This is a genomic window from Helicobacter bilis, assembly GCF_001999985.1.
Classification (GTDB): domain Bacteria; phylum Campylobacterota; class Campylobacteria; order Campylobacterales; family Helicobacteraceae; genus Helicobacter_A; species Helicobacter_A rappini.
This window is the reverse complement of record NZ_CP019645.1, coordinates 525,212-547,587: the sequence shown is the minus strand read 5'-3', so window position 1 is coordinate 547,587 and position 22,376 is coordinate 525,212. Positions and strand designations below refer to the sequence as shown.

Annotated in this window: 15 protein-coding genes and 1 pseudogene; 6 read left to right on the top strand and 10 right to left on the bottom strand. The window is 36.5% G+C overall.

Annotated elements, in window-relative coordinates:
- Window positions 1–23: 23 nt before the first annotated feature.
- The 4 genes from XJ32_RS02500 to era all read right to left on the bottom strand — a co-directional run bounded on the left by XJ32_RS02500 (window position 24) and on the right by era (window position 3,320).
- Window positions 24–242, bottom strand: coding sequence for a hypothetical protein (locus tag XJ32_RS02500; protein WP_155761429.1), 219 nt, complete (start codon window positions 240–242; stop codon window positions 24–26).
- A gap of 184 nt (window positions 243–426) precedes the next feature.
- Window positions 427–1,530 (bottom strand): peptide chain release factor 2, encoded by a 1,104-nt coding sequence (gene prfB, locus XJ32_RS02495; protein WP_077388247.1) that lies wholly within the window; start codon window positions 1,528–1,530, stop codon window positions 427–429.
- A gap of 137 nt (window positions 1,531–1,667) precedes the next feature.
- Complete coding sequence (locus XJ32_RS02490) at window positions 1,668–2,324, bottom strand: tetratricopeptide repeat protein (protein ID WP_077388246.1); 657 nt, start codon at window positions 2,322–2,324, stop codon at window positions 1,668–1,670.
- 78 nt (window positions 2,325–2,402) lie between these two features.
- A complete protein-coding gene (gene era, locus XJ32_RS02485) occupies window positions 2,403–3,320 on the bottom strand; it encodes a GTPase Era (protein WP_233706000.1) in 918 nt (305 codons plus the stop codon).
- Between the two features lie 136 nt (window positions 3,321–3,456).
- Between era and XJ32_RS13135 the strand changes: the two genes are divergently transcribed.
- The gene (locus XJ32_RS13135; protein ID WP_077388245.1) at window positions 3,457–5,520 is read left to right on the top strand and encodes a methyl-accepting chemotaxis protein; all 2,064 of its coding nucleotides are present in this window, start codon (window positions 3,457–3,459) and stop codon (window positions 5,518–5,520) included.
- Between the two features lie 159 nt (window positions 5,521–5,679).
- On the opposite strand, the gene XJ32_RS02475 is transcribed toward XJ32_RS13135, so the two are convergent.
- The 6 genes from XJ32_RS02475 to XJ32_RS02450 all read right to left on the bottom strand — a co-directional run bounded on the left by XJ32_RS02475 (window position 5,680) and on the right by XJ32_RS02450 (window position 13,558).
- Window positions 5,680–7,077 (bottom strand): FAD-dependent oxidoreductase, encoded by a 1,398-nt coding sequence (locus XJ32_RS02475; RefSeq protein WP_077388244.1) that lies wholly within the window; start codon window positions 7,075–7,077, stop codon window positions 5,680–5,682.
- A 10-nt stretch (window positions 7,078–7,087) separates the two neighbouring features.
- Window positions 7,088–8,143: a Gfo/Idh/MocA family protein gene (locus XJ32_RS02470; protein ID WP_077388243.1), complete on the bottom strand. Its 1,056-nt coding sequence runs from the start codon at window positions 8,141–8,143 to the stop codon at window positions 7,088–7,090.
- A gap of 11 nt (window positions 8,144–8,154) precedes the next feature.
- The gene (locus XJ32_RS02465; RefSeq protein ID WP_077388242.1) at window positions 8,155–8,922 is read right to left on the bottom strand and encodes a glycosyltransferase; all 768 of its coding nucleotides are present in this window, start codon (window positions 8,920–8,922) and stop codon (window positions 8,155–8,157) included.
- Between the two features lies 1 nt (window position 8,923).
- Complete coding sequence (locus XJ32_RS02460; protein WP_077388241.1) at window positions 8,924–9,901, bottom strand: glycosyltransferase family protein; 978 nt, start codon at window positions 9,899–9,901, stop codon at window positions 8,924–8,926.
- Window positions 9,902–9,929: 28 nt separating this feature from the next.
- Window positions 9,930–10,214, bottom strand: a complete 285-nt coding sequence (locus tag XJ32_RS02455) for a hypothetical protein (RefSeq protein WP_077388240.1) — start codon at window positions 10,212–10,214, stop codon at window positions 9,930–9,932.
- A 221-nt stretch (window positions 10,215–10,435) separates the two neighbouring features.
- Window positions 10,436–13,558 (bottom strand): efflux RND transporter permease subunit, encoded by a 3,123-nt coding sequence (locus XJ32_RS02450; protein ID WP_077388239.1) that lies wholly within the window; start codon window positions 13,556–13,558, stop codon window positions 10,436–10,438.
- Between the two features lie 401 nt (window positions 13,559–13,959).
- Here XJ32_RS02450 and XJ32_RS02445 point away from each other — a divergent pair, with 401 nt between their 5' ends.
- The 5 genes and pseudogenes from XJ32_RS02445 to XJ32_RS02425 all read left to right on the top strand — a co-directional run bounded on the left by XJ32_RS02445 (window position 13,960) and on the right by XJ32_RS02425 (window position 22,174).
- Window positions 13,960–14,664: an amino acid ABC transporter permease gene (locus tag XJ32_RS02445; protein ID WP_004085863.1), complete on the top strand. Its 705-nt coding sequence runs from the start codon at window positions 13,960–13,962 to the stop codon at window positions 14,662–14,664.
- Complete coding sequence (locus XJ32_RS02440; RefSeq protein WP_005217399.1) at window positions 14,657–15,385, top strand: amino acid ABC transporter ATP-binding protein; 729 nt, start codon at window positions 14,657–14,659, stop codon at window positions 15,383–15,385. The genes XJ32_RS02445 and XJ32_RS02440 overlap by 8 nt, the downstream gene beginning before the upstream one ends.
- An 11-nt stretch (window positions 15,386–15,396) precedes the next feature.
- Window positions 15,397–16,170 (top strand): basic amino acid ABC transporter substrate-binding protein, encoded by a 774-nt coding sequence (locus XJ32_RS02435; RefSeq protein WP_077388238.1) that lies wholly within the window; start codon window positions 15,397–15,399, stop codon window positions 16,168–16,170.
- A 678-nt stretch (window positions 16,171–16,848) separates the two neighbouring features.
- A pseudogene (gene trpB / locus XJ32_RS12610) lies at window positions 16,849–18,066 on the top strand (tryptophan synthase subunit beta); the annotation flags it as partial.
- A gap of 2,800 nt (window positions 18,067–20,866) precedes the next feature.
- Window positions 20,867–22,174 (top strand): hypothetical protein, encoded by a 1,308-nt coding sequence (locus tag XJ32_RS02425; RefSeq protein WP_077388236.1) that lies wholly within the window; start codon window positions 20,867–20,869, stop codon window positions 22,172–22,174.
- Window positions 22,175–22,376 lie beyond the last annotated feature (202 nt).

The following is a 22,376-nucleotide window of genomic DNA, read 5'->3' as shown; positions in this document are numbered from 1 at the left end:
TTTTATCTCCAAAATCCTGCCGCCTATGAATCTAGATTCTGCATTTCTGCATTTTCTTGCAAAATCTTAGAATCGTTTTCTTTTGTGGATTCTGCTTTAGAATCTGCTTCGCCCAAAGGCTCAAAGCTTAGCTCCTCATTTTTCACAAAATACTTTATCGTCCCATCGCTCTTTTCTAACCGCACATCAAAAGCAAAGCCTATGCGTTTTAGGCTCATTCCTAAGGCAGATAGCTTTAGCACGGATTTTTTAGATTCTGCATTTTCTATGAGCTTAGTGAGAAACTCGGCATTTTTTCTAAAATCTTATCTCTACGCCTTTGCTTGATTTTTGCTATTTGCTCTTGCTTTAGCTCATTTAAATTACTTTGTGGATTTTGCATTATCTATTCCTTTGATGATGTGATTTTAGAATCTTTTTAGAATCTCACTCACCCTTACTCTCCCCCAAAACTAGCACAGATTCTATTAAATCATCAATATCCCCATCTAGCACACCATCAGTATCGCTTGTAGCGTAATTGCTCCGCAAGTCCTTTACCTGCTGATAGGGGGCTAGGACATAGCTTCGTATTTGATGTCCCCAGCCTATCTCGCTTTTTTCGGCATTTGCCACGCCCTCACTTTGTTTTAGTCGCTCTAGCTCATAGAGTTTGCTTTGCAGCATTTTCATAGCTGTTGCCTTATTTTTATGCTGACTGCGATCATTTTGACACTGCACGACAAGCCCCGTTGGAAAGTGCGTTATGCGGATAGCAGATTCTGTCTTATTCACGTGCTGTCCGCCCGCACCACTGGCACGATAGGTATCAATGCGAATGTCCTTATCCAAAATCTCAATATCTATGTCTTCACTGAGTTCCGGGCTTACCTGCACGCTAGCAAAGCTTGTATGCCGCTTGGCATTGGCATCAAAGGGCGAGATTCTAACCAGCCTATGCACGCCATTTTCGCTTTTGGCATAACCATAGGCATTCTCACCTTTGATGATAAACGCCGCCCCCTTAATGCCCGCTTCTTCACCATCTTGATAGTCTAGCAGCTCCACTTTAAATCCCCGCCGCTCACTCCAACGCAAATACATACGATAGAGCATAGAAGCCCAGTCTTGGGACTCCGTCCCACCGGCTCCGGGCTGAATGGTAATAATGGCATTTGTTGAGTCAAACTCCCCACTTAGCATAACCTCAATTTCTACCTTTTGTATGTGGCTTTGCAAGGATTCTACATTTTCAAACAACAGCTCCAAAGTGCTAGAATCTTCTTCACTCTCTGCTATCTCAAATAGCTCTTTTGCGTCATCTAGCTCGGCTTTCATCTCCGTATAAGTGTGTAAAATCCGCTCACATTTTCGCTTTTCCTTTGTGATTTCCCCCGCCTTTTTTGCGTCATTCCAAAACTCTTGGTGCGATTCTAATGCGTTAATCTCATCTAATCGCTTTTGCAGAGAATCTGGGTTTAGAATCTTTGCTATATTTTGCGCTTTATTTTGCAGAGTTTTTAACAACTCGCCATATTCATAAGAATCCATTGTGTGCCTTTATCATGCTTGGAATTATAAAAAATTCATTATTATAACAAAAGAATGTCCAGCGTGAAACACGGCTGTCAAATAACCACACAATAAGAATAGATTCTATAATACAAACTTTTTAGAATCTAAAAAATCTACTTACACATTGCTTTAATACCTAAGGCACAAGCCCTCTTGTGTGCTTCGAGCACTTCCTCATGTGTATCGCCATTAATACCGATGAAAATGCAAGAGCCAGCATGTTTCATATCACATGCTTTATGTGCGTATTCCTTTGACTTTGCCCTATCTCTCTCAAATTCGCCATGCCCCTCAAAATAAAGCAAGGCTAAAACATGGCAATCTAGCGCATAATTTGCATTACAGCCTTTCAGTGCAAGGTCGTGTGCTTTTTTGAAAAATGTCTCACTCTCTCCTACTGGATAATCTGACTGATCTGCAAGAGATGACAGCTTTAAGCAACTTTTGCTATCATTTAAAGAACAACTTTTTACAAGCATTTGTATAGCTTTTTGTCTATCGCCCCTAGAGCCATAACCATAGAATCTATCATGATAAATTTCAGCTAAGACAGAGCAGTCTCTCTCTTTTGAATCTTGGCATATCTTTTTTGCTGTCTCTTTCCACTCATCTACACGCCATACACCCTCTTTTAGATTATCAAGCTTATTGTAGGATTCTATTCTCTTTGTATCCTTTGCTTCAGGTGGTGGTGCTTTTATTACTTCTTTTTTAGCACAACCCATAATAAAACATGAAAACATTATACATAAAAACACCATTATACGCATTCTAACCCCTTTATCTTTAGAAACTTTGCCTTAAGTGTAGCATAAATTTATGCAAACAGGACCCTATAAATCTAGATTCTATTCCATAAAATCATAACCTATTTGTTTAAGCGTGTCTTTACTTGTATTCCAGCCTTTTATAGTTTTTACAATGAGTTCTAAAAATATTTTTTGTTCGGCAAGGTATTCGCATTTTTTTCTTGCAATACTGCCTAATGACTTAATGGTTTCGCCATTTTTACCTATAATCATTGCTTTTTGAGAATCTTTTGCGACAATAATTTGTGCTTTTATGTATAAGATTGTAGGCTTTTGGGTAATTTTTAGAATCTTTACATCACTTTCATAGGGAATCTCATCGCTAAATCTCTCGAATACAGCTTCTCTTATCGCTTCCTTGTAAATATCACGCATGATAGTTGTGCTTATCATGTCATTATCATAAAAATGTGGGTGAATGGGCAAATTTTTTGCTAGTAGCGATAGGATTGAATGTATTGTTTGAGAGTTAAGCTCCTTTGCTTTTATGGGGATAATGCCTAGATTTTTGTTTTGATATTGCTTGTAAGATTCTAGACATTCTAAGAGTTCATGTTTATTTAAAGTATCTATTTTATTGAGTAAGACAATATGCTTTTTATCATGTTGGTCTAAAAAGTTTTTGTAATGTAAAATCTCGCTTTTTTTAGGACTAGCAACAGCGACAAACACACTTAAATCAGAATCTCCAACTGCCTTTTTTGCTTCTTGCAGCATGTATTCATTCAGTAGCTTTTTACTCTCATGTAAGCCGGGGGTATCAATAAAGATTAATTGTGAGTTATAATCGCTATCTTCAAAAGGCACAATAATATCCATGCGTTTACGAGTAGCATTTATCTTTTTTGATACTAGGGCGATGGGGCTTTTTACAAGATTATTGAGCAGCGTTGATTTACCAGCATTTGTGCGACCAATAACGCTAATAAAGCCACTTGTCATAATTTTTTCTTTCATTTCTATATAACTCCCTTTTCAAAACATTACACATTTAAGTCATACGCATATAAAAATAACAATAAAGTTAAAAACAACACAGAATTTTTGTATAATATTAGCCTTTTTTCATAAATGGTAAAGGAGTTCTAAAAATATGCGTAAAGGTATGTCTCTTAGCTCAAAATTGCGATATGTTATCGCAACGACCACAATCATCACGATAACTGCTTTGTGTTATGCAGTTTTGATTCAAATGAAACACAGAGAAATTGAGAATGCTCAAAATGGCATGTTGCTTTCCGCAAAATACAACTCAGGCAAGATTCTAAGTGAGCTTAATTCAAACTTACATTCATTCAGCATATATGGCAGCACATTAACGCACAATCTTGCAAATAACCGACTCTCTTCATATCAAACGATAGTAAAACAAATTGTCGATTTAACACAAGAAAATAGAAATACAATGTATGGTTTTTTATACCTAAAAGATAAAGATTATTCGGCACTGCCCGCACAATTTCGTGTTGGTAAAGATATGATGGTAATAGCAGATAGCAATGGCAAGGCATTGCAGGCAAATAAGGCTATCCTTGATTTACCAGCGATACAAGAGGCATTGAATACAAAGACAAGCCGATTTAGCACACTAAGGACAATCTCTGTTGATAATAAGGAAGTAAGGACTACAATCTTTGTATTTCCCGTGTTAAATTATGAGGGGGATCTTGTAGGTGTGCTTGGAGGAATGATTGATATTAACCTAATTTCAGCGGATTTATTGGCAACAAAAAATAGCGTATATCCAAATGAAGCAAAAGTGCTTGCTATACACGATGGCACAATCATTGCCGCAAATAACACAAAGATTGTTGGGGCAAAATTGCAGGATTTAGCTAAAATGCAACCGCATTTAGCACCACTTGTAACGCGTGTAATGCAAAACGAAGAGATTACAGCAGCAATGGTTGATACAAGCGGACAAGAGACTTTTGCAGCACATGCTGATGTCGATGTGTCATTATTCAAAGATGTGCATTGGCATATCGTTACACTCACACCTCGCAGTGATGTCTTAGCGGATTATTACGCATTGCGGACACAAACTATTATCTTTTCAGTCGTTGTGCAAGTCATTCTCTTAGTTGTGCTAAGTCTTTTTGCAAAATTTCAAATTGTTGATAGATTGCGTAGTCTAAATGAATACCTTGAAGACTTTTTTAAATATATTAATCACGAGGGCAAACAGCCACGAGCGCTTGTTGTAAAGGCACATGATGAGATTGGTAGCATGGCAAAAGTCTTTACAGAAAATGTGAAGCGAACGCAATTGGGGTTGGATAAAGATTCACTACTTGTAAGAGAAGCAGTGCAAACTGCTAAAGAAATAGAGCAGGGGCATTTTACCGCTAGAATCACTGAAGATTCTCATAATCCACAATTACAAGAACTTAAAAATGTGCTAAATCAAATGCTTTCCGTCCTAGAAGAAAAGATAGGAAAGGATATGAATGAGATTCAGAGAGTCTTTGATTCTTATACGAATTTAGACTTTACTACTGAAATAGCAAATGCAAGTGGCACGGTGGAAAAAGCAGCAAATACACTTGGTGCAGAGATTAAGGAAATGCTTGCAACTTCTGCTGGATTTGCAAGAAATCTTACAAATGAGTGTAAAACACTTGAAGATTCTGTATTAAAACTTACAGAATCTTCTAATTTACAAGCAACAAGCCTTGAGCAAACCGCCACTGCAGTAGAAGAGATCACCTCATCTATGCAAAATGTAAGTGGCAAAACAGGTGAAGTTATATCTCAAAGTGAAGATATTAAAAATGTGGCAGAAATTATCCGCGATATTGCTGACCAAATCAATCTTTTAGCGTTGAATGCTGCTATTGAAGCCGCAAGAGCTGGGGAGCATGGCAGGGGCTTTGCAGTCGTAGCCGATGAGGTGCGAAAACTAGCAGAAAGGACACAAAAAAGCTTAGGTGAGATTGAAGCAAATACAAATATCTTAGTGCAGTCAATCAATGACATGGTGGAATCTATAAGGGAGCAAACTTCAGGTATCGCACAAATCAACACAACACTTTCACAACTTGAAGCAACAACGCACAATAATGTAAGCATAGCCCAACAAGCCGAAACAATCAGTGTAAATGTCAATGAAATCGCAAACGATATATTAAAAGATGTGAATACGAAGAAATTCTAAGACATTTTTATGCCTGAAGCTATCGTTAGACGCATTAGTCTTAAGGTTCATGGAATCTTATTTAGATTCTATAGGGAACCTGCTGCAATATTTTAATGCGACATAACAAAAGGTATTGTAAATACCACCTAGATTCTAAGGCTTGTTTATACACTGCCTTTATAACTCCATATCTAGCAATTCTGCTATTTCATAAATATTATCAATCTTTCCGCCCATAATTGTGCAAAAGCCTTTCAACCCATAGTCTTTAGCAAAGATAATAGGTCTGCCATCATCAATTTCATTTTGAATCTGCAAAGTTTTAATCTCATAGAGTGAATCTAGGTATTCTAAAGATTCTAAAATCGGCATATAGCGTCTTGCATCAGCTTTCATTAATGGAAAATTGCTCGTTGCATTTTGCTTAAAGGTTTGAAGTATCGTATAAGGGCTTGTGGCTTGTGTGAGTGGGTTATTAGAATCTTGTAGGTTATAAGCTTTAAGCTTAGATTCTAAGGAAAAATCTCGCCAAGCAAAATGCGGCGTGTATCGCACGTGGCTTAGCGTATAGCAGTCTTTTGAAGGATATGGCATAAGGGAGAAAAATGCCCCATCCATTATCGTTACTGATATGTCTTGTAGGCTTACAGGGACATTGACTAACGCCATTTCTGTCATTTCAAATTTAAGTGGGAGTGGGGGCAAGTGTGAATTTTGCAATAAGTGATTTATGCCAGCATAGGTGCAGTTGAGAATCAATGAGGCGTGTAGTTTTTGTGTTTCCCGCATTGTCTCTTGGGCGCTTTTAGCGGATTGTTCGCTCAATGCTCGGTCATTTGCCTTTAGCAAACTCCCTTCGCCTTTCGCTCCAAAACCACTAAAATCACTCCAAGATACTTCCGCAGGGGCATTGCTAGTGTTGGAATCTAAGCTCATAGATTCTGCGTTGCCAGAATCCGCTTGAGATTCTTTGGCTTTAGAATCCGCTGAAATAGCATTACAAGCTGAATGCCCTATCTTTTGAATTTCAACGCATAACCCAACCTTATCCTCTCTCACACAAACAGCTTGTGTATTTGTAGCTATCTCTATCTTTTTAGATTCTAATCTCTCTTTTAGAATCTCCCTTAAAATCGCCGCGTCAAAGGCGTATTCGCGTGTCAAAAACACATCACTTACAAGCTTTTTATTAAACATCGCTTTAATGTGATTTGGCACAGATTCTATAAAAATATCAAATTGCTTAAAAAGTCTGTAAAACTGCGTGCTAGAAGTCTTTGAGCCAATATTTGCAATCGCATAATATTTAGCAAAATCATTTTTTATCGCCGTTTTAAACTCATTGCAAAAGGTTTTAAAATGCCTTCTGCTGCTGATAGCTGTGCTTAGACTACGCGGATAGTGGTAGCCATTATGCACACGGGCTTGATTATTTAAACTTGCGTGAAGCAACAAATCACTTTCTTGCTCTAGCACCAAAATGGAGTTATATTTCTCCTTAAGCTGCAAGGCGATATATGCCCCAAAGAATCCACCACCGATGATAATGCAATCGTATTTGTCTAGCTTTGGCATTCTTAGGGCTTTAAAGTGAGTTTTGGGCGAGACTATGGGCTTGTGAGAGAAGGGCTAGGGTGGTGTGAGAGAAACTTAAATGCAGATTCTGCGTTGTCTCTTGGGTGCTTTTAAGTGATTCTACACTTAAGGCTCGGTCATTTGCCTTTGAGCCACTCCCTTTACCTTTGCTTTGAAAAGCTCTGCTTTCTTTAGTAAAACACTTAAAATCACTCAAAGATACTTCCGCAGGGGCGTTAGTGCAAGATTCTAAGCTTGTAGAATCTTGCTTCACTCTCGCACACATATTTTTAAAGCTATCCACAGCAAAGCTAAGATTATTTTTCTCATCAAAAATGGGTAAAGATTTACTAGATTCTATTATGCTAAGCGGTGTGGGGGATAGCATATCAACGCTAATTATAGAATCTGTTGTATGGATACGCAACAATCGCTTTTTATCATTTGAAAGTAAGCTGCAATGAAGTGATAAAACAATCTCTTTTTTACTCCCTTTCTTTTGCAAGGCACTAAACTCCAAAGCAGCACTTTGTTTTTTAGAATCTAAAAATTTGCACGACTTCACACAGAGATTTCTAAAAAGTCCAAGCTCCTGCATAAAGGCAAATACGCTGATATAATGCACTCCTATGACTTCTAGCACACTTTCATTTTCATAAAAATTGCCATATTGTGTGATTTCTGCTTGTATAGATTCTATATGTTTTCCTTGCAATATTTGCAGGGCATAGAGAATAGATTGCGAAAATGTGTAAATATAATCTGTGAATAGAATCTTATTGTTTTTTCTAGCTAGATTTAGCAGTGTTTCAAATTCTTCTTTTGTGGCGGTGCTAGGCTTTTCTACAAAGACATTGCAGTTGTGTTCAAGGGCTAGTTTTGCAAGCTTAAAGTGTGAAGAAAGCGGTGTAGCGATAAAGGCTAAATCTGCTTTATCTAAAGCTTCGATTAAGACTTCATCTTTGACATCACGCCCAAAAATATGAGAAATTTCATAATGTTTTTGAATGTAGCGTTGCAAAATCTTGCCCCAATAGCCCCTGCCAATAAGAATTGCCTTTTGCATATTAATCCTTTTTATTGTTTTTTCAGGCGTAAAAGCTTAAAAAGTCGCCAGATTTCACTTAAATAAATGCGTGAGAGTGAAAAGATTCTCACTTTAGAATCTGTGCTTTCATCTTCCCACTTTACAGCGATTTCTTTTATAGGAATGTTGTGATATTGTGCTATAACTAGCATTTGTGTGCAGTAAAACCAGCTTTTGTCATCATTACAGAGATTTTTTAGATTTAAAGCCACTTGCGATTGATAGAATTTAAATCCACACATCGCATCGCTAAATTTTGCTTTGAGTGCGATTTTAAGGATAAGATTTAAGGTGCGAGAGAGAAATTCACGCTTCAAACTTCGCCCAATCACCACAGAATCTTTTAAAAGCCTAGAGCCTACAATAATCTCTACACCATTTTTTAGATTCTCATACACTTCTTGTAAATGTCCTATATCCGTGGATAAATCTATGTCCATATAGCCGATAAAGCCACAAGGCTCACTTCTTTTGGCATTATGTGCTATCGCTTCCCTTAATGCCAAGCCCACACCCCTTTCTTCCAAGCGTAAGTATTCTACTTGTGAAATAAACTCTAATATGTTGGCATTCAACTCTTCACATAAACTTTTGGCAATCTCTTGTGTAGAATCGCTTGAACCATTATCTACAATGCTTATAATGTGTGGAATCTTTGCTTCCCTTAAAAACGCCATTGCCCCTCTTATGCCATTTTCAAGCCGATTTTCTTCATTCAGCACAGGGATAATAATATTTAAAATTTTATTAGATTCCATATTAGTGCCTTTGTATATTTTTGTTTTCAAAATTAAGATTGACTGAACTTGTCTCATTGACAATTTCATAGGGCGTAGCACCTTTTAGCTTGATGAGAGCAATTCGCACATATTCGCCAATGATTGAAAGCATTAAAAACAGCCCGATATTCATAGCTACCATATACAGCGAAGTAGAAGTCCAGCCACTTGCGATATGGGGCAGTAAAAAATAAGTGCTAAGGATATAGAGTGCATAAAATGCGTTCCCACAAGCAAGCAACAAGCACATACAAGTGCCAAGCCTAAGCAGCTTGTAAGATTCCCCAAAAATCACATCTAGCCCAAGAAAAAGAGAATCTAAAAACTTTCTTTTTGGATAAGACTTTGGCGTGTAGGGATATTCACAAATGTTTAGCGTTGTGTCAAAATGCAGTAGTCTTAAAAGCTTAATATCGTGTTTATGCGATAAAAGTGTGTGGATAACTTTGCGTGAAATCACACAAAACTCACTATAATCCTCCCTTGCTCTATTAGCAAAAAGGGCAAGTGTTTTGTAGAAAAGCTTTGAGCTTAGCTTTTGCAATATATTTTGCTTTTTATTCTTCCTTGTGCCAATCACCATATCATATTGCGGGGCAAGTGAAAGCATAGAAAGCCCATCAGTAATAGAATCTGTCCTTAAATCCATAAAAAGCAGATAATCGCCAATGCAATTTTGTAGAAAAATCTCATATTTTAATGAGCCTAGATTTTCATAACTACAAAGCGGGGAGTTTATCTCTAAAATCCGCACATTAGGGATAGAAGCTAGATTTTGCGTCGTCTTTTTGGTGATTTTAAGGGAGTTTGCTTTTTGTGCTTGCTCACTACCGCTTAGGTAGCTTCTCGCACAAAAAGCTTCACAACCCTTAAAATCACTCCAAGATACTTCCGCAGGGGCGTTTGTGTGTTTGTTGGAATCCGCTTGAGATTCTGCTTTTTGTTTTTCACAAACCAAGTGGAATGGATTGCTAGAAACTTTGGTGCTAGATTCTGTTTGTGTGGAATGTGGATTTATATCGTGGGGGGGGGGGGGTAATATGTGTATTTTGCTGTTTTATTGTGTCTTTGTGATTTTTATCAAACATATCAAATAAGGGATTAAGGATTAGAATCTCAAAGTAGGCAAAAGATTCTTGCAATTGCTTACTTAACTCACGCAATAAATCCATATTGATATGATTATCTAAAAGGGCTATGGATATAACGCGATGTTTATCTTGTAGTGGTTTTTGCGAAGTGGAGCTATGTGAATCTACGCTATTTTGCATACAAGCCTTTCTGTGAAATCTAGCTGGGATTGTAACATAGAATCTTTGAAAATGTTAAACAATCATATTCTTTGCGTGTAATTGCCCAAGATAAATATGTAAATAAGTTTTAGCAACAAATGCACCCGATAAAACAATAGAGCCAAATGAAACTTCTACTACCCCCCCCCCCCCTTATACATCAAAACAAAAACCTTCGCAATCACACCAACACAAAATCTCTATTTCCCATCTAGCACATCTTCACCTTTAGGTTTATAAAGCTTTTGGAATCTCTCATCAAGTGGGGCGATGATTCTATAAAATATTGGCACAACAAGTAGGGATAAAAACATAGAGACTAAAAGCCCACCTATCATAGAAATGCCAATAGGGGCTTTCATCGCACTGCCATCGCCTGTGGCAAAGGCTAAAGGAAGCATACCTGCTACCATTGCGATAGTTGTCATAAGGATTGGTCTAAGCCTTGAGTGTCCAGCAAATTGTATAGAATCTGCTATGCTTTTGCCTAGCTTTCTTTGCTCATTTGCTACATCTACAAGCAGAGTTGCATTTTTGCCTACCATACCAATAAGTAGTATTAGCCCCATCATAGAGAACATACTCATAGACGCATCTGCCCCACCTGTAAGCTTTATCGCAAAAAATGCACCGCTAAAGCTAAGCGGCATTGTTATCATAATGATTAAAGGTTGGATAAAGCTCTCATAAAGGGCAGCTAAGATAAGATAGATAAGCACCAAAGCCATTAAAATCGCTGCACCAAATGCCTCTTGACTTTCTACCTGACTATCTGCTTGTCCCATAAACTTGTATCCCGCTCCACTCTCAAGCCATTTTGCACCCTCTGTTGCATTATCCCGTATAGCCTTTGTCATTTCGCCCACACTAAGCCCACTATGCTTTATAGGCTCTACTGCAAGAGTTATGCTTCGCTGTCTATTATATCGATTAATCGTTGTAGCAGTAAAGCCTTCTTCAATCTCTACTAAGCCATCAAGGAATACCAAATCACCATTTTTTGTTCTCACTTGGATTCTTTGCAAATCTTTAGAATCAATGCGTTTAGAATCTGGGGCTCTCAAAGTAATATAGTATTCTTTCCCTGCTTCTTTATAGTAGGCAACCTGCATTTCCCCTGAAAAAGCACTAGAGAGAGTTTGTCCTATATCTGTTGTGCTTATGCCAAATTGTGCTAGATTCTGTTTTATTGGCTTTAGCCTATATGCTGGCATAGAATCTGAAGTATTTTTATGATAGTTTGTGATTTTCCCTTGAAAGCTTTTTTCTGTTTCATTGATAAATCTCTCTAGATTCTCTACACTTTTTTGCATGATAGAATCTATTGGAGAAAAGACTACGACTTGCACTGGTGTATTATCCTGCCCACCGCCAACAAGTGGCACTTCAGAGCCATAAATATCAAGCCCTTTTGCTTCTTCACTCGCCCTTAGTTCTGCTAATATCTGTTTTAGAATCTCATCTTGACTATTATTGCCTTTTTGCTTTTTTCTCTCTTTTAGTGGTTGCAAGGATACATAGATTTGTGCGAAAAAGGCTTGGGCTAAATCACCCGGTCCAACTTGAAGTGTAGTGAATTTTACAAAGGGATTCTTTTCTACAATCTTTGTAAAGATCTCTGATTTGCGTTTCATTTCTTGGATTGAGATTCCGGGCTTTGCCTTGATTGAGATTTGAAATTCGCTTCTATCTTCTTTTAGCATAAATTCATTTCCTAAAGTCCCTTCTACATAGAGTGAGAATATAAAGACTCCAAATACACAAAGAGTGGCAAGAGTCATATTTTTCTTACTACGCATAAGAAATGCTAGAGTATTTGCATAGATTCTATCTATCTTTTCAAAGAAAGGCTGTGTGGCATGATAGAATCTTGATTGTTCTGCTTTTACTACAATAGAGCTACACATAGGAATGATAGTTATAACAACAACATAGCTTATAGCAACAGCTACTGCAACGGTTAGCCCAAAGCTTGAGAGAAATTTCCCTGCTATACCACTCATTGTCCCAACAGGGATAAACACCGATAAAAGCATCGCAGAAATTGCAACAATAGCAAAGCCAATCTCTCTTACACCTTCATAGGCGGCTTGTCTTTTTGTCATGCCATGCTCTAGCTTTTTATGTATGTTTTCAATAACAACAATGGCATCATCAATGATTATCCCAATCGCAAGAGTGAGAGCTAACATTGTAAGCATATTAAGCGTAAAGCCCATAACATGCACGAAAAAGAAAGTCCCTAAAACTGACACAGGAAGAGAGATAGCAGAAACTAGTGTAATTGTCGCATTGCGTAAAAATACAAATACAATAAATACTGCTAAAACACCCCCTAAAGCTAAGTCAAACTGAATATCTTTGATTGATGAGCGGATATAGTCTGTGGTATCCCAAAAGGTTTCTATATCATATCCCGGGCTTACTAGCTTAATTTGCTCTATTGCTTCTTTTACGCCATCTGCTATGTGAATCTCATTTGCACCCGTGATTTTTTGCACTTGTAGAATTACACCCTTTTTGCCTTTATAGGTCGCATAAGACTTTTCTTCTGCTAGTCCATCTTCTACTAATGCCACATCTCTTAGCTTCAATCCATCTTTAATAGTAATATCACCTATTTCTTCAACGCTTATGCTATTAGAATCTGTGATAATGTAAAATTCTTTTGTGCTAGATAAAAGCCTACCGCCATCCATTTCTCTATTTTCTTTGCCTATTATGCCCGATAAATCTGTAAAAGTGATTCCATATTTATTCATCAAAGTTGGATCTGGGAAGATTTTAATCTGCCTTTCACGATAGCCACTAAGCTGCACATTACCTACACCACCTATGCGTTGCAGGATTGGAGCTACGACATTATTTGCATGTCGCATGAGTTCAGGCGCACTCTTATCGGTGGATAAGAAAAGTGAAACAATAGGAGTGCTGCCTGTATCTAGCTTTTGCACACTTGGCTTATCAATCTCTGAATCAAGCACAATCGCATTGACCTTATCACGCACATCATTGACTGCCACTTCAATGGGTTTTTCTAACTCAAACATAACGGTTACTATGCTAATATTTTTTGCTGATACTGATGATACAAATTTTAAACCATCAATAGCTAATACCGCTTGTTCTATCTTATCTGTAATTTTTGTTTCAATCGTATCTGCACTAGCCCCTTTATAAGTCGTCTTTACCACAACAACAGGGAAATCTACATCAGGGAATAACGCCTTTGCCATGTTATTTAACGCATAGAATCCAAATAGAATCAAAGCCATAGCAAACATAAAGGTTGTAACCGGTCTTTGTATCGCAATTTTATACATAAAGATAGCCTTTTATGCTTAGTGTTTATTAGAGTTATGAAAATTAAAATCGTATTATAATCAATGTGTTGTGAAATAATGTAAAAATTATTTGCTATTGCAAATATTTTTTATAAAGAGTGCCTAAAATTACCCATTTATGCTACTTTGAATAGCGGTTTGTGCTTAGAATCTTAATATATGTGGTTCTACACTATTTCACCATCTCAACGCAACAAAGACTTTCTGTATTGATATAATGTAAAGCGAGTTTTATTTAAAAATATCACAAAGCATTGTGAGTTAAAATTAGCTTTTGTTAAAGAGAGATTTTGTATTCATTTAGAAACTTAAATAAACATTTACCAAAAATGCAAATTTTTAGATAATATCGAAATTCTAAGATTTTATAAGGTTTTTATTTGGAAAATTTCTTTCGCTTTTTTGTTTTTTGTTTAATCGTAGGACTTGGATTCTACTTTACCTTTCCTTATGGATTGAGTAGTGCGGATTTAAATGCGACTTTTAAAAGCATTGGAATCACGCTTATACTTACTACCGGTGGGGTTTTTATAGGTATTGTGGTTGGAGTTTTACTTGCATTTTTGCGAATGCTGCAAATTCGCATTTTAAACTTTCTTATTGATGAATATATTGATATTTTGCGTGGGACACCTTTGCTTATACAGCTTTTAGTGTTTGCCTATATCGTATTTGCGACATTGAATGATAACTTTTTAGCTGCCCTTGTTGCTATTGGATTAAACTCATCGGCATATATCGCAGAGATTGTAAGGGCTGGGATACAAAGTGTAGATAAAGGGCAAATGGATGCTGGTAGGGCTATGGGACTAACACATTCTGCGACAATGAGACATATTATCATGCCACAAGCGATTAAGAATATCTTGCCTAGCCTTGCGAATGAATTTATCGTTGTGTTTAAAGAAACTTCTGTCGTGGGGCTGATTAGTGTCAATGACTTGACAATGCAGGCAAAGGCATTGCAAGCGGTTTTGTATAATCCAACGCCATATATATTTGCTGGGGTGTTTTACTATATGTGTGTGAAAATCTTTTCATGGCTTACAAAGCTTTTAGAAAGGGAGTTGCATAAACATGATTAAGGTGCATAATCTCGTAAAAAGCTATGGCGAACATACAATCCTGCATGGAATCACAACACAGATTAAAGAGGGCGAGGTAGTCGCTATCATTGGTCCTAGTGGTGGTGGTAAAAGCACTTTTTTGCGTTGTCTCAATCTACTTGAGATGCCAACAAGTGGGCAAATCATAGTCGATGGCATAGACATTATGGATTCTAAAACAGATATTAATAAAGTGCGTCAAAAAGTTAGCATGGTCTTTCAGCATTTTAATCTTTTTCATAATAAAAATGTGATAGAGAATCTCACATTAGCCCCTATCCAAACAGGGATTATGACAAAAGATGAGGCAATGCAAAAGGCTAGAAACTTGTTGCAGCGAGTAGGACTTTTAGATAAAGAGAGTGTGAAGCCCTCAAAGCTTTCAGGCGGGCAGAAACAACGCATTGCTATTGCTAGAAGCTTATGTATGAATCCTAGCGTTATTTTATTTGATGAGCCGACTTCAGCCCTTGATCCAGAGATGGTTGGCGAAGTCCTAGCGTTAATGCAAGAGCTTGCAAAAGAGGGCATGACAATGGTTGTTGTTACGCACGAGATGGGCTTTGCAAAGAATGTTGCAAATAGAATCTTATTTATGGAAAAGGGGCAAATTGTCGTTGATGACAACCCAAATAAAGTTTTCAATACACCAGAAAATGAGCGTTTAAAAGAGTTTTTAAACAAGGTTTTAAATCACTAGAAAGGAAATTTATGAAGAAAATTTTGTCGTTATTATGTGTTAGTTTTGCGTTATTTTTTGTCGCATGTAGCAAGGAAGAGGCATGTGGTGGAAATGATAAGGAGTTAAGAGTTGGCTTAAATGCAGAGTATCCGCCATTTGAATACAAACAGGACGCAAAAATAATAGGCTTTGACATAGATATACTTGATGCAGTCAGTAAGAAAGTAGGCTTTAACTATACGCTAAATCACATGAGCTTTGATGGTCTTATACCTGCATTAAAGGCATGTAAAATCGATATGATTATCTCAAGTATGAGTGCGACACAAGAGCGTATGAAGCAAGTAGATTTTAGCATTCCTTACTATGAGGGTGAAACTTTGTATATAAAGCGAAAGGATAGTGCTGATATAGTCGATAAAGATTCTATTAAGGGTAAGAAAGTCGGCGTATTTCTTGGCACGGTGCAAGAACAAGCTGCACAGAAAATGAAAGATGAATACAACATTAAAGTGGTAATGAGTGAAAGCATTTTAGGTGCGATACTAAATCTTAAATCGGGCAAAGTCGATGTGGCATTAGCCGATTATGTAACCGCACAAGGCTATCTTAAAGAAAATGAAGAACTCATTGGATTCTATCATGAAAAAGATGGCAGCGAGGGACTATCCATCGCATTTGATAAAGGCAAACATGCAGAATTACTCGCTAAAATCAATGAAGCAATAAAAGAGCTTAAAGAAAGTGGCGAATATGATAAACTTCTAATAAAGCATAACTTAAGAAATGAGAATTTAAAGTAGCTGTATATTATTTCATGTTTGATAAGTGTTGCATTAAGATATAGAATCTAGCGATAATCTATTGTAGATTCTAAGCTATATTACTAAATATTAGCTGATGATATCTTTGGTTTTCATGGATTGGTATCTGTGATTGCAATGGTTTTTTGCAGATTGCTTGGTATGTTTGGATTTTACCTAACAATTCACAAAAACATGTTGAGTGTAAATCTGGAGAATATTGGCACAAGTAAGAGTTATTTAAAGGTTTTTATGTCTATCTGGACATCTACAAAAAAACACTTAACCACAAATACAAAAATACATTATAACACATAAAATCTTATATAAGAGTTTTTTATAACCTTATTAATGTGTTCGCATGCTCTAATTTTGCAATAAAAAGACTTTATTTCTAAGTTCATTTTCTTATAATTCCACAAATCTTTTGTTTTAATCTAAAAAAGGTTATACAAATTTTTAACTTATTTAAAGTGTGTTTTATGTGCTAATAAAGAAATAAAACTACACAATAAAAGAATCTAAAACCACATAAAACAAACACACATAACTATATGTAAGATATAAAAACACAAGCCCGTTAGAATCTCGGGGTTATCATTCAAAGTCAAAAAATCACAGAAAAATGATAAAATAGGCGGTATTTGTTTTGTATTTTGCCATATTGAAAGAGGAAGCATGGATAATAGGATATTTTTAAAGAGTGAAAAAGGGTATTTTGGAGAGGGCGATTTTAGGTTTGGCGGGTGCTTTATCCCCGAGATATTGTATCCGGCACTAAATGATTTACAAAAAGCATATAAACAAATATTCCAAACAAAAGGCTTTCAAAAAGAGTTAAAACGACTTCTAAAAACATTTGTTGGCAGACCAACACCCCTTATCTATGCAAAAAACGCTTCCGAAATACTTGGGAATGAAATCTATCTCAAGTTTGAGGGTTTGGCAAATACAGGCGCACATAAGATAAATAACGCCCTAGCCCAAGTTCTACTTGCAAAGCGAATGAAAAAAACACATATTATCGCAGAAACGGGTGCAGGGCAACATGGTGTAGCGGTGGCTAGTGTATGTGCCTTTTTAAAAATGCCTTGCACGATTTTCATGGGTGCGACAGATATACAAAGACAGCGACCAAATGTATTTATAATGGAGCAGTTTGGTGCAGAAGTGGTGGCAGTAGAGAGTGGGACAAAGACGCTAAAAGACGCGGTAAATGAAGCCCTGCGTCAGTGGAGTAAAGTCCCACATGAATATTTTTATGTATTAGGCAGTGCGCTTGGTCCATATCCTTACCCCGATATTGTGAGAGATTCTCAATCTATCATTGGCAAAGAGATAAAAAAGCAAATAAAAAAAGCTTTAGGTAAGTATTTAAACACATTTCTGCCAGATTATGTTGTCGCATGTGTTGGTGGTGGTAGTAACTCTATGGGGGCATTTAGTGCATTTTTAGAAGATATGGAAGTAAAGCTTGTAGGGGTAGAAGCTGGGGGAGATGACTTTAAAGCAAATAAACATGCCATGCGACTTGCTGAAAATAGTGGGGCAAGTATCGGTATAGCACATGGCTATCGTTCCTATTTTTTGCAAGATAAACATGGGCAGATTTCAAATACGCATTCTATTAGTGCGGGGTTAGATTATGCTGGGGTTGGACCTCAACTCGCACACTTAAAGCATATTGGAAGAGTAGAGTTTATGGCTGCTAGTGATGATTCTGCCTTGGAGGCATTGCAGTTTTTTGCTAGGCATGAAGGGATTTTGCCTGCATTAGAATCAAGTCATGCGTTAGCTGGTGTGCTTGAGATCGCAAAGAAAGAGAAAAATAAGATTATAGTAGTAAATGTGAGTGGTAGGGGCGATAAGGATATTTTTATCACGGCAAAGGCTTTATGCACGAATGCGTGGAGAGACTTTTTAGAATCTGAATTGCAAAGTGTAGAAAAACTATTAAAACAGAAAAATAAACCAAAAGAAGTAGTGGTCCAAGAAGAAAAAGATGAAGAAGAATCAAAGCAAAGGCAAAATGAGCTAAAACTTGCCTTACAAGATATAAGCCACGAGGATATGAGCTTTTTCGATTCTACCAATACAGAAAATGATGACACAAAAGCACAAGACACACAGCATTTAACAAGCGCGCAAGTGGATTCTACAATACAAATGAAAGACGATAAATCTTTACACAAGCTAGACACGCAGGATTTATCATCAATGACTTTGGATTCTATAAGTGAGCAGAGCTTAGAAAAGCTAGATTCTATGCTTTCTAATCAGGGCGTGGAATCTAGGGCAGATAGTGAGAATCTAGAATCTAAAGCGGCTTGTCATACTTCGCTTAACACGCAAAATGATAAGACATTGGATTCCACAGATTCAACAGAATCTGCCACTACAGAAGCCATAGAAAATCTAGAATCTACAAATTGTCATATTAACCTTGAGCAAAGCGAAAAGGAAATATCTAGTATAGATTTAGAGAGTGAGAGCAAAGAATTTTTAGAAAATGATGAAAATCTAGAATCTAATCTCACTAACACAATAGATAATACAGAGATAAACGACACAGAAACAATACAAGATATTTTAAAACAAAGTGAGACGGAACAAGAAAATAATAATCTTCAAACAGAAAGCATAGAGGACAATTTGCAAGATTCTCAAGATTCTATAGAATCTAGCGAGATAGAAAATGTAGCAGATTTAATAGATACAGATTCTCTAAACTTAAATGAAAGCGATATGGAATCTTCACATAAAGAGCCGCTGCATTTTTTAACCACAGATTCTAATATAGAAACTGATCTTTTAGAAATCACGCCATCTAGCAAGGACACACAAGAAGCACATATGCAAGCATTGCGTTTTTTACAAGGGAATGACTTGCAAGATAGCGACACACAAGATAATGATGACTTACAAGATGAGAGCGATTTGCAACTTGATATAATAAGTCAAATAGACACAGAACAAGAAATAATATCTAAAGAAGATTCTATAAATCCCATAAGTGAATTTTCACAAGAAACAAGCGACAACACAGAATCTTTAGAATCTAGTGAAATAAGCAATGAAGCAGAGATTTTATCACAAGATACAGAAGCAAATTTGCAAGGTTTAATAGAGACTGATGACACAGATTCCTTAGAAATGCCCACAAATGCAAATATATCACAAGATACAGATATATCATTAGAATCTTTGTTGAATGAAGATTCTAATATAGCCCCAAATGATGATACACAGAATCTCCAAGATGATATAGAGCAAGAGAATATAGATTCTAAAAATAGCATGGATTCAAGCGAAGAGTTAGCCCAGCAGCTTTTGCTTGACCTACAAGCTATGCACGAGAGCGCCCCAGAAGCTTTGGAAGATTTACAACATTTATCAACACAATATAGGCAAGAAGATTCTACTGATGAATTAACACAAGAACCAGCAGAAACAGATACGACAAATGATGAATTAGGGCTTAATGATATAGAAAATATAGAATCTAGCACAATAGAGAAATGCAAAAATGCAACTGAGACAAGCGATACACAAGAAAGCATTCTTAATATAGATGTAACAGATAATATGCAAGAAGATGAGCTAGAATTAGCCAAAGACATATCACTAGACAATGTATCAACAGAAAATACGCAACAAATAGATACTCACGAATCGCCCATAAATATAAACGCCTTTGATGAAATGCTAGGTTTAGAAAGTCTAGATTCTACAAATGAGGCAACACAAGATTCTGGCATTTTAGATTCTTTGCTTAACGCAGAAACGATATCGCAAGATGATTTAAATATAGACTTAATGACTAGCGAAGATTCTGTTAGCCCACTCATGCAAACCAATGATTTAGACTTAGATTCTAATGAAACAAATGGGGCAGATGATATACGAGACGATTTTGATTTAGAAGAATCAAATATGCAGATAGACACTTTTACGCAAGATTCTATACAAGAAAATTCAGTTGAATTAGAAGAATATAAAGAAGCCACACAAGAACATGTAAATTTACAAGATTCTATGACAGATGAAAATATAACCACAGATACGCTAGAATCTAACCCATTTCATTCTACCCAAGATGATGATATGGCTTCATTAACGCAAACTGATGATCTATTAGATGATATGGATTCTACGCATGATGACTTAGAGAGTTTAGAGCAAGAAATAGAAAATGAGTTGGCAGGTATCTTTACAGATACCATTGAAGACATAGATGATATAAAGCAATCAAATGAAAATAATGCAAGTATAGATTCTAACAATGAAGTTAATATAAGTGATAGTGAAAACAATATAGAAACAGATTTTTTATCACATGATTCTTCAAGTGATATTTTGGCAGAAAACCCAGACACAACAGAAGACTCCAACACGCAAGATTCTAAAGATGAAGCGACAAGTAATCAGACTCTAAGCTACATTAATACAAACATTGCTAAATCTCGTGTTTTTAAAACTGACCCAGAATTAAGTAAAATCTGCGGCAAGTCTTTAAAGTCATAATAGTCTCATACAACATGTTTGCAATTTTATGGTGGTTTTCGCCACAAAACCAGCCAACATATCACAACAGCAATAATATCTTTTGCAAAAATAACATAAAATTAATAAACTTTTAATCTAAAAAACACTAATATAATGGCTTACATTCTAAAAATGCTGAAAGGATAAGGGTATGCTAAAAAAGTTAATAACCGCAGGTGCGTTAAGCATGGCTGTGTGTGGAGTGAGTTTCGCAAAAAATGGTGCGTTAGATATTATGGAGTGGGCATTGCAAGATGCAGCAAAGGCTGGTGTCGCGTATCATTGTGCTGGAGATAGCGTTCATGCGACATGCTATTTCAAAAATGTCGATAGTTTCTTATTCCAACTCAAAGATATGCGTGCTGATATATGGCTAAGTGATAATGAAGTGAAGCGAGAGGTATCAGGCAATATCGCCGCCAATTTTGGGGAAGATCTCAATCAATTTATCCCTAAAAGCTTTACATGCAATAGTGTCTCTACACTAAAAGACTTACAAAGTAATGCCAATGGGACATGTGTCATTAAAGCCGATGTGGCGACTTTACATTTAGAGTCAAATACACTTGTAGAATCTAAATCATTTAGATATAAGACTATGCCTACGCTTTTAGTGCAGTATATTGCAAAGGTAGATGAGTTTAGCAAAGAGTATGATCGCATTCAAACAAAATATGAAAATGATTTAGAAGCCTTGCAACAAGAAGCTGCTGATATGCTAGATGATATTGATGCAGATATTGATATGCTAAGAGTATCGCAAAGAAATACGCAACATGAATATGGTTGTGGTTGTAATAGCTGTAGGTCGCAATCTCAAACATACGCCATAGAGAAAGAAATCGATCGTAAGCAAGAAATTAAAGAACAAATAAGAAAATCCTATGAAGATAAATACGACAAGATTCAAAAGCAATATGAAGAAGAAATGCAAAACTTTAGCGATTCAGTCGTAGCGTGGCTTAGCCAATACAACTATACTATGCAGGAAGCACGCGTTTATGTCCGTGCTAATAAACTTGCAAAAAGTGCGTTTGAAACCTTTGCAAAAGAATATCTTGCCTTTAATGAGAATATCCCGCTATCAAAAGATGAGAGAATTGAAAGGGCAAACGAGAAGAAACGCATTACAGCCCAATACTATTCTAGCTTAGAAGCTGGTCGTGCTGGTGGTATGACTTTTGTAGAGCAAAGCCCATATTTAGCACCACATCTAAAGAAAAGCTTGCAAAAGATAGTGTCAGATCATGCACAGCTTTTAGATCCAAATGCAAAGAAAAGAAGCGTGAAAATCCTTATCACGCCGCTAGATAGCACAGCGATGAATCTCGGTGATGAAGCACAAAAGATGATCAACGCTTATAACAAAAGTAGAGGTCATGGACTGATGAAAACATTCTTTGATATTGTAAATAAATATGAGATTAAATCTGTGCGTGTATGGCCAGAAAATAACTAGCAATATTTATAAAGATTTGATAAAGAGTGTTTAGTTTTTTACAAGTTAGCTACGCTTCATTGCGGTTATACAACACTAAAATAAAGTGTAGTTTGCATTGACTATTCTCTTTGTTTAAATATAGAAGCCATGTAGCTTTGAAAACATGCAAAGAGTTTCTGCCAATACAACCCATACACACAAAAATAAGCTATAATCCACA

Coding starts and splice junctions, on each gene's coding strand:
- prfB (WP_077388247.1), bottom strand. CDS start 1,530: ATGGATTCTTATGAATATGGCGAGTTGTTAAAAACTCTGCAAAATAAA.
- XJ32_RS02490 (WP_077388246.1), bottom strand. CDS start 2,324: ATGCGTATAATGGTGTTTTTATGTATAATGTTTTCATGTTTTATTATG.
- era (WP_233706000.1), bottom strand. CDS start 3,320: ATGAAAGAAAAAATTATGACAAGTGGCTTTATTAGCGTTATTGGTCGC.
- XJ32_RS13135 (WP_077388245.1), top strand. CDS start 3,457: ATGCGTAAAGGTATGTCTCTTAGCTCAAAATTGCGATATGTTATCGCA.
- XJ32_RS02475 (WP_077388244.1), bottom strand. CDS start 7,077: ATGCCAAAGCTAGACAAATACGATTGCATTATCATCGGTGGTGGATTC.
- XJ32_RS02470 (WP_077388243.1), bottom strand. CDS start 8,143: ATGCAAAAGGCAATTCTTATTGGCAGGGGCTATTGGGGCAAGATTTTG.
- XJ32_RS02465 (WP_077388242.1), bottom strand. CDS start 8,922: ATGGAATCTAATAAAATTTTAAATATTATTATCCCTGTGCTGAATGAA.
- XJ32_RS02455 (WP_077388240.1), bottom strand. CDS start 10,214: ATGCAAAATAGCGTAGATTCACATAGCTCCACTTCGCAAAAACCACTA.
- XJ32_RS02450 (WP_077388239.1), bottom strand. CDS start 13,558: ATGTATAAAATTGCGATACAAAGACCGGTTACAACCTTTATGTTTGCT.
- XJ32_RS02440 (WP_005217399.1), top strand. CDS start 14,657: ATGATTAAGGTGCATAATCTCGTAAAAAGCTATGGCGAACATACAATC.
- XJ32_RS02435 (WP_077388238.1), top strand. CDS start 15,397: ATGAAGAAAATTTTGTCGTTATTATGTGTTAGTTTTGCGTTATTTTTT.
- XJ32_RS02425 (WP_077388236.1), top strand. CDS start 20,867: ATGCTAAAAAAGTTAATAACCGCAGGTGCGTTAAGCATGGCTGTGTGT.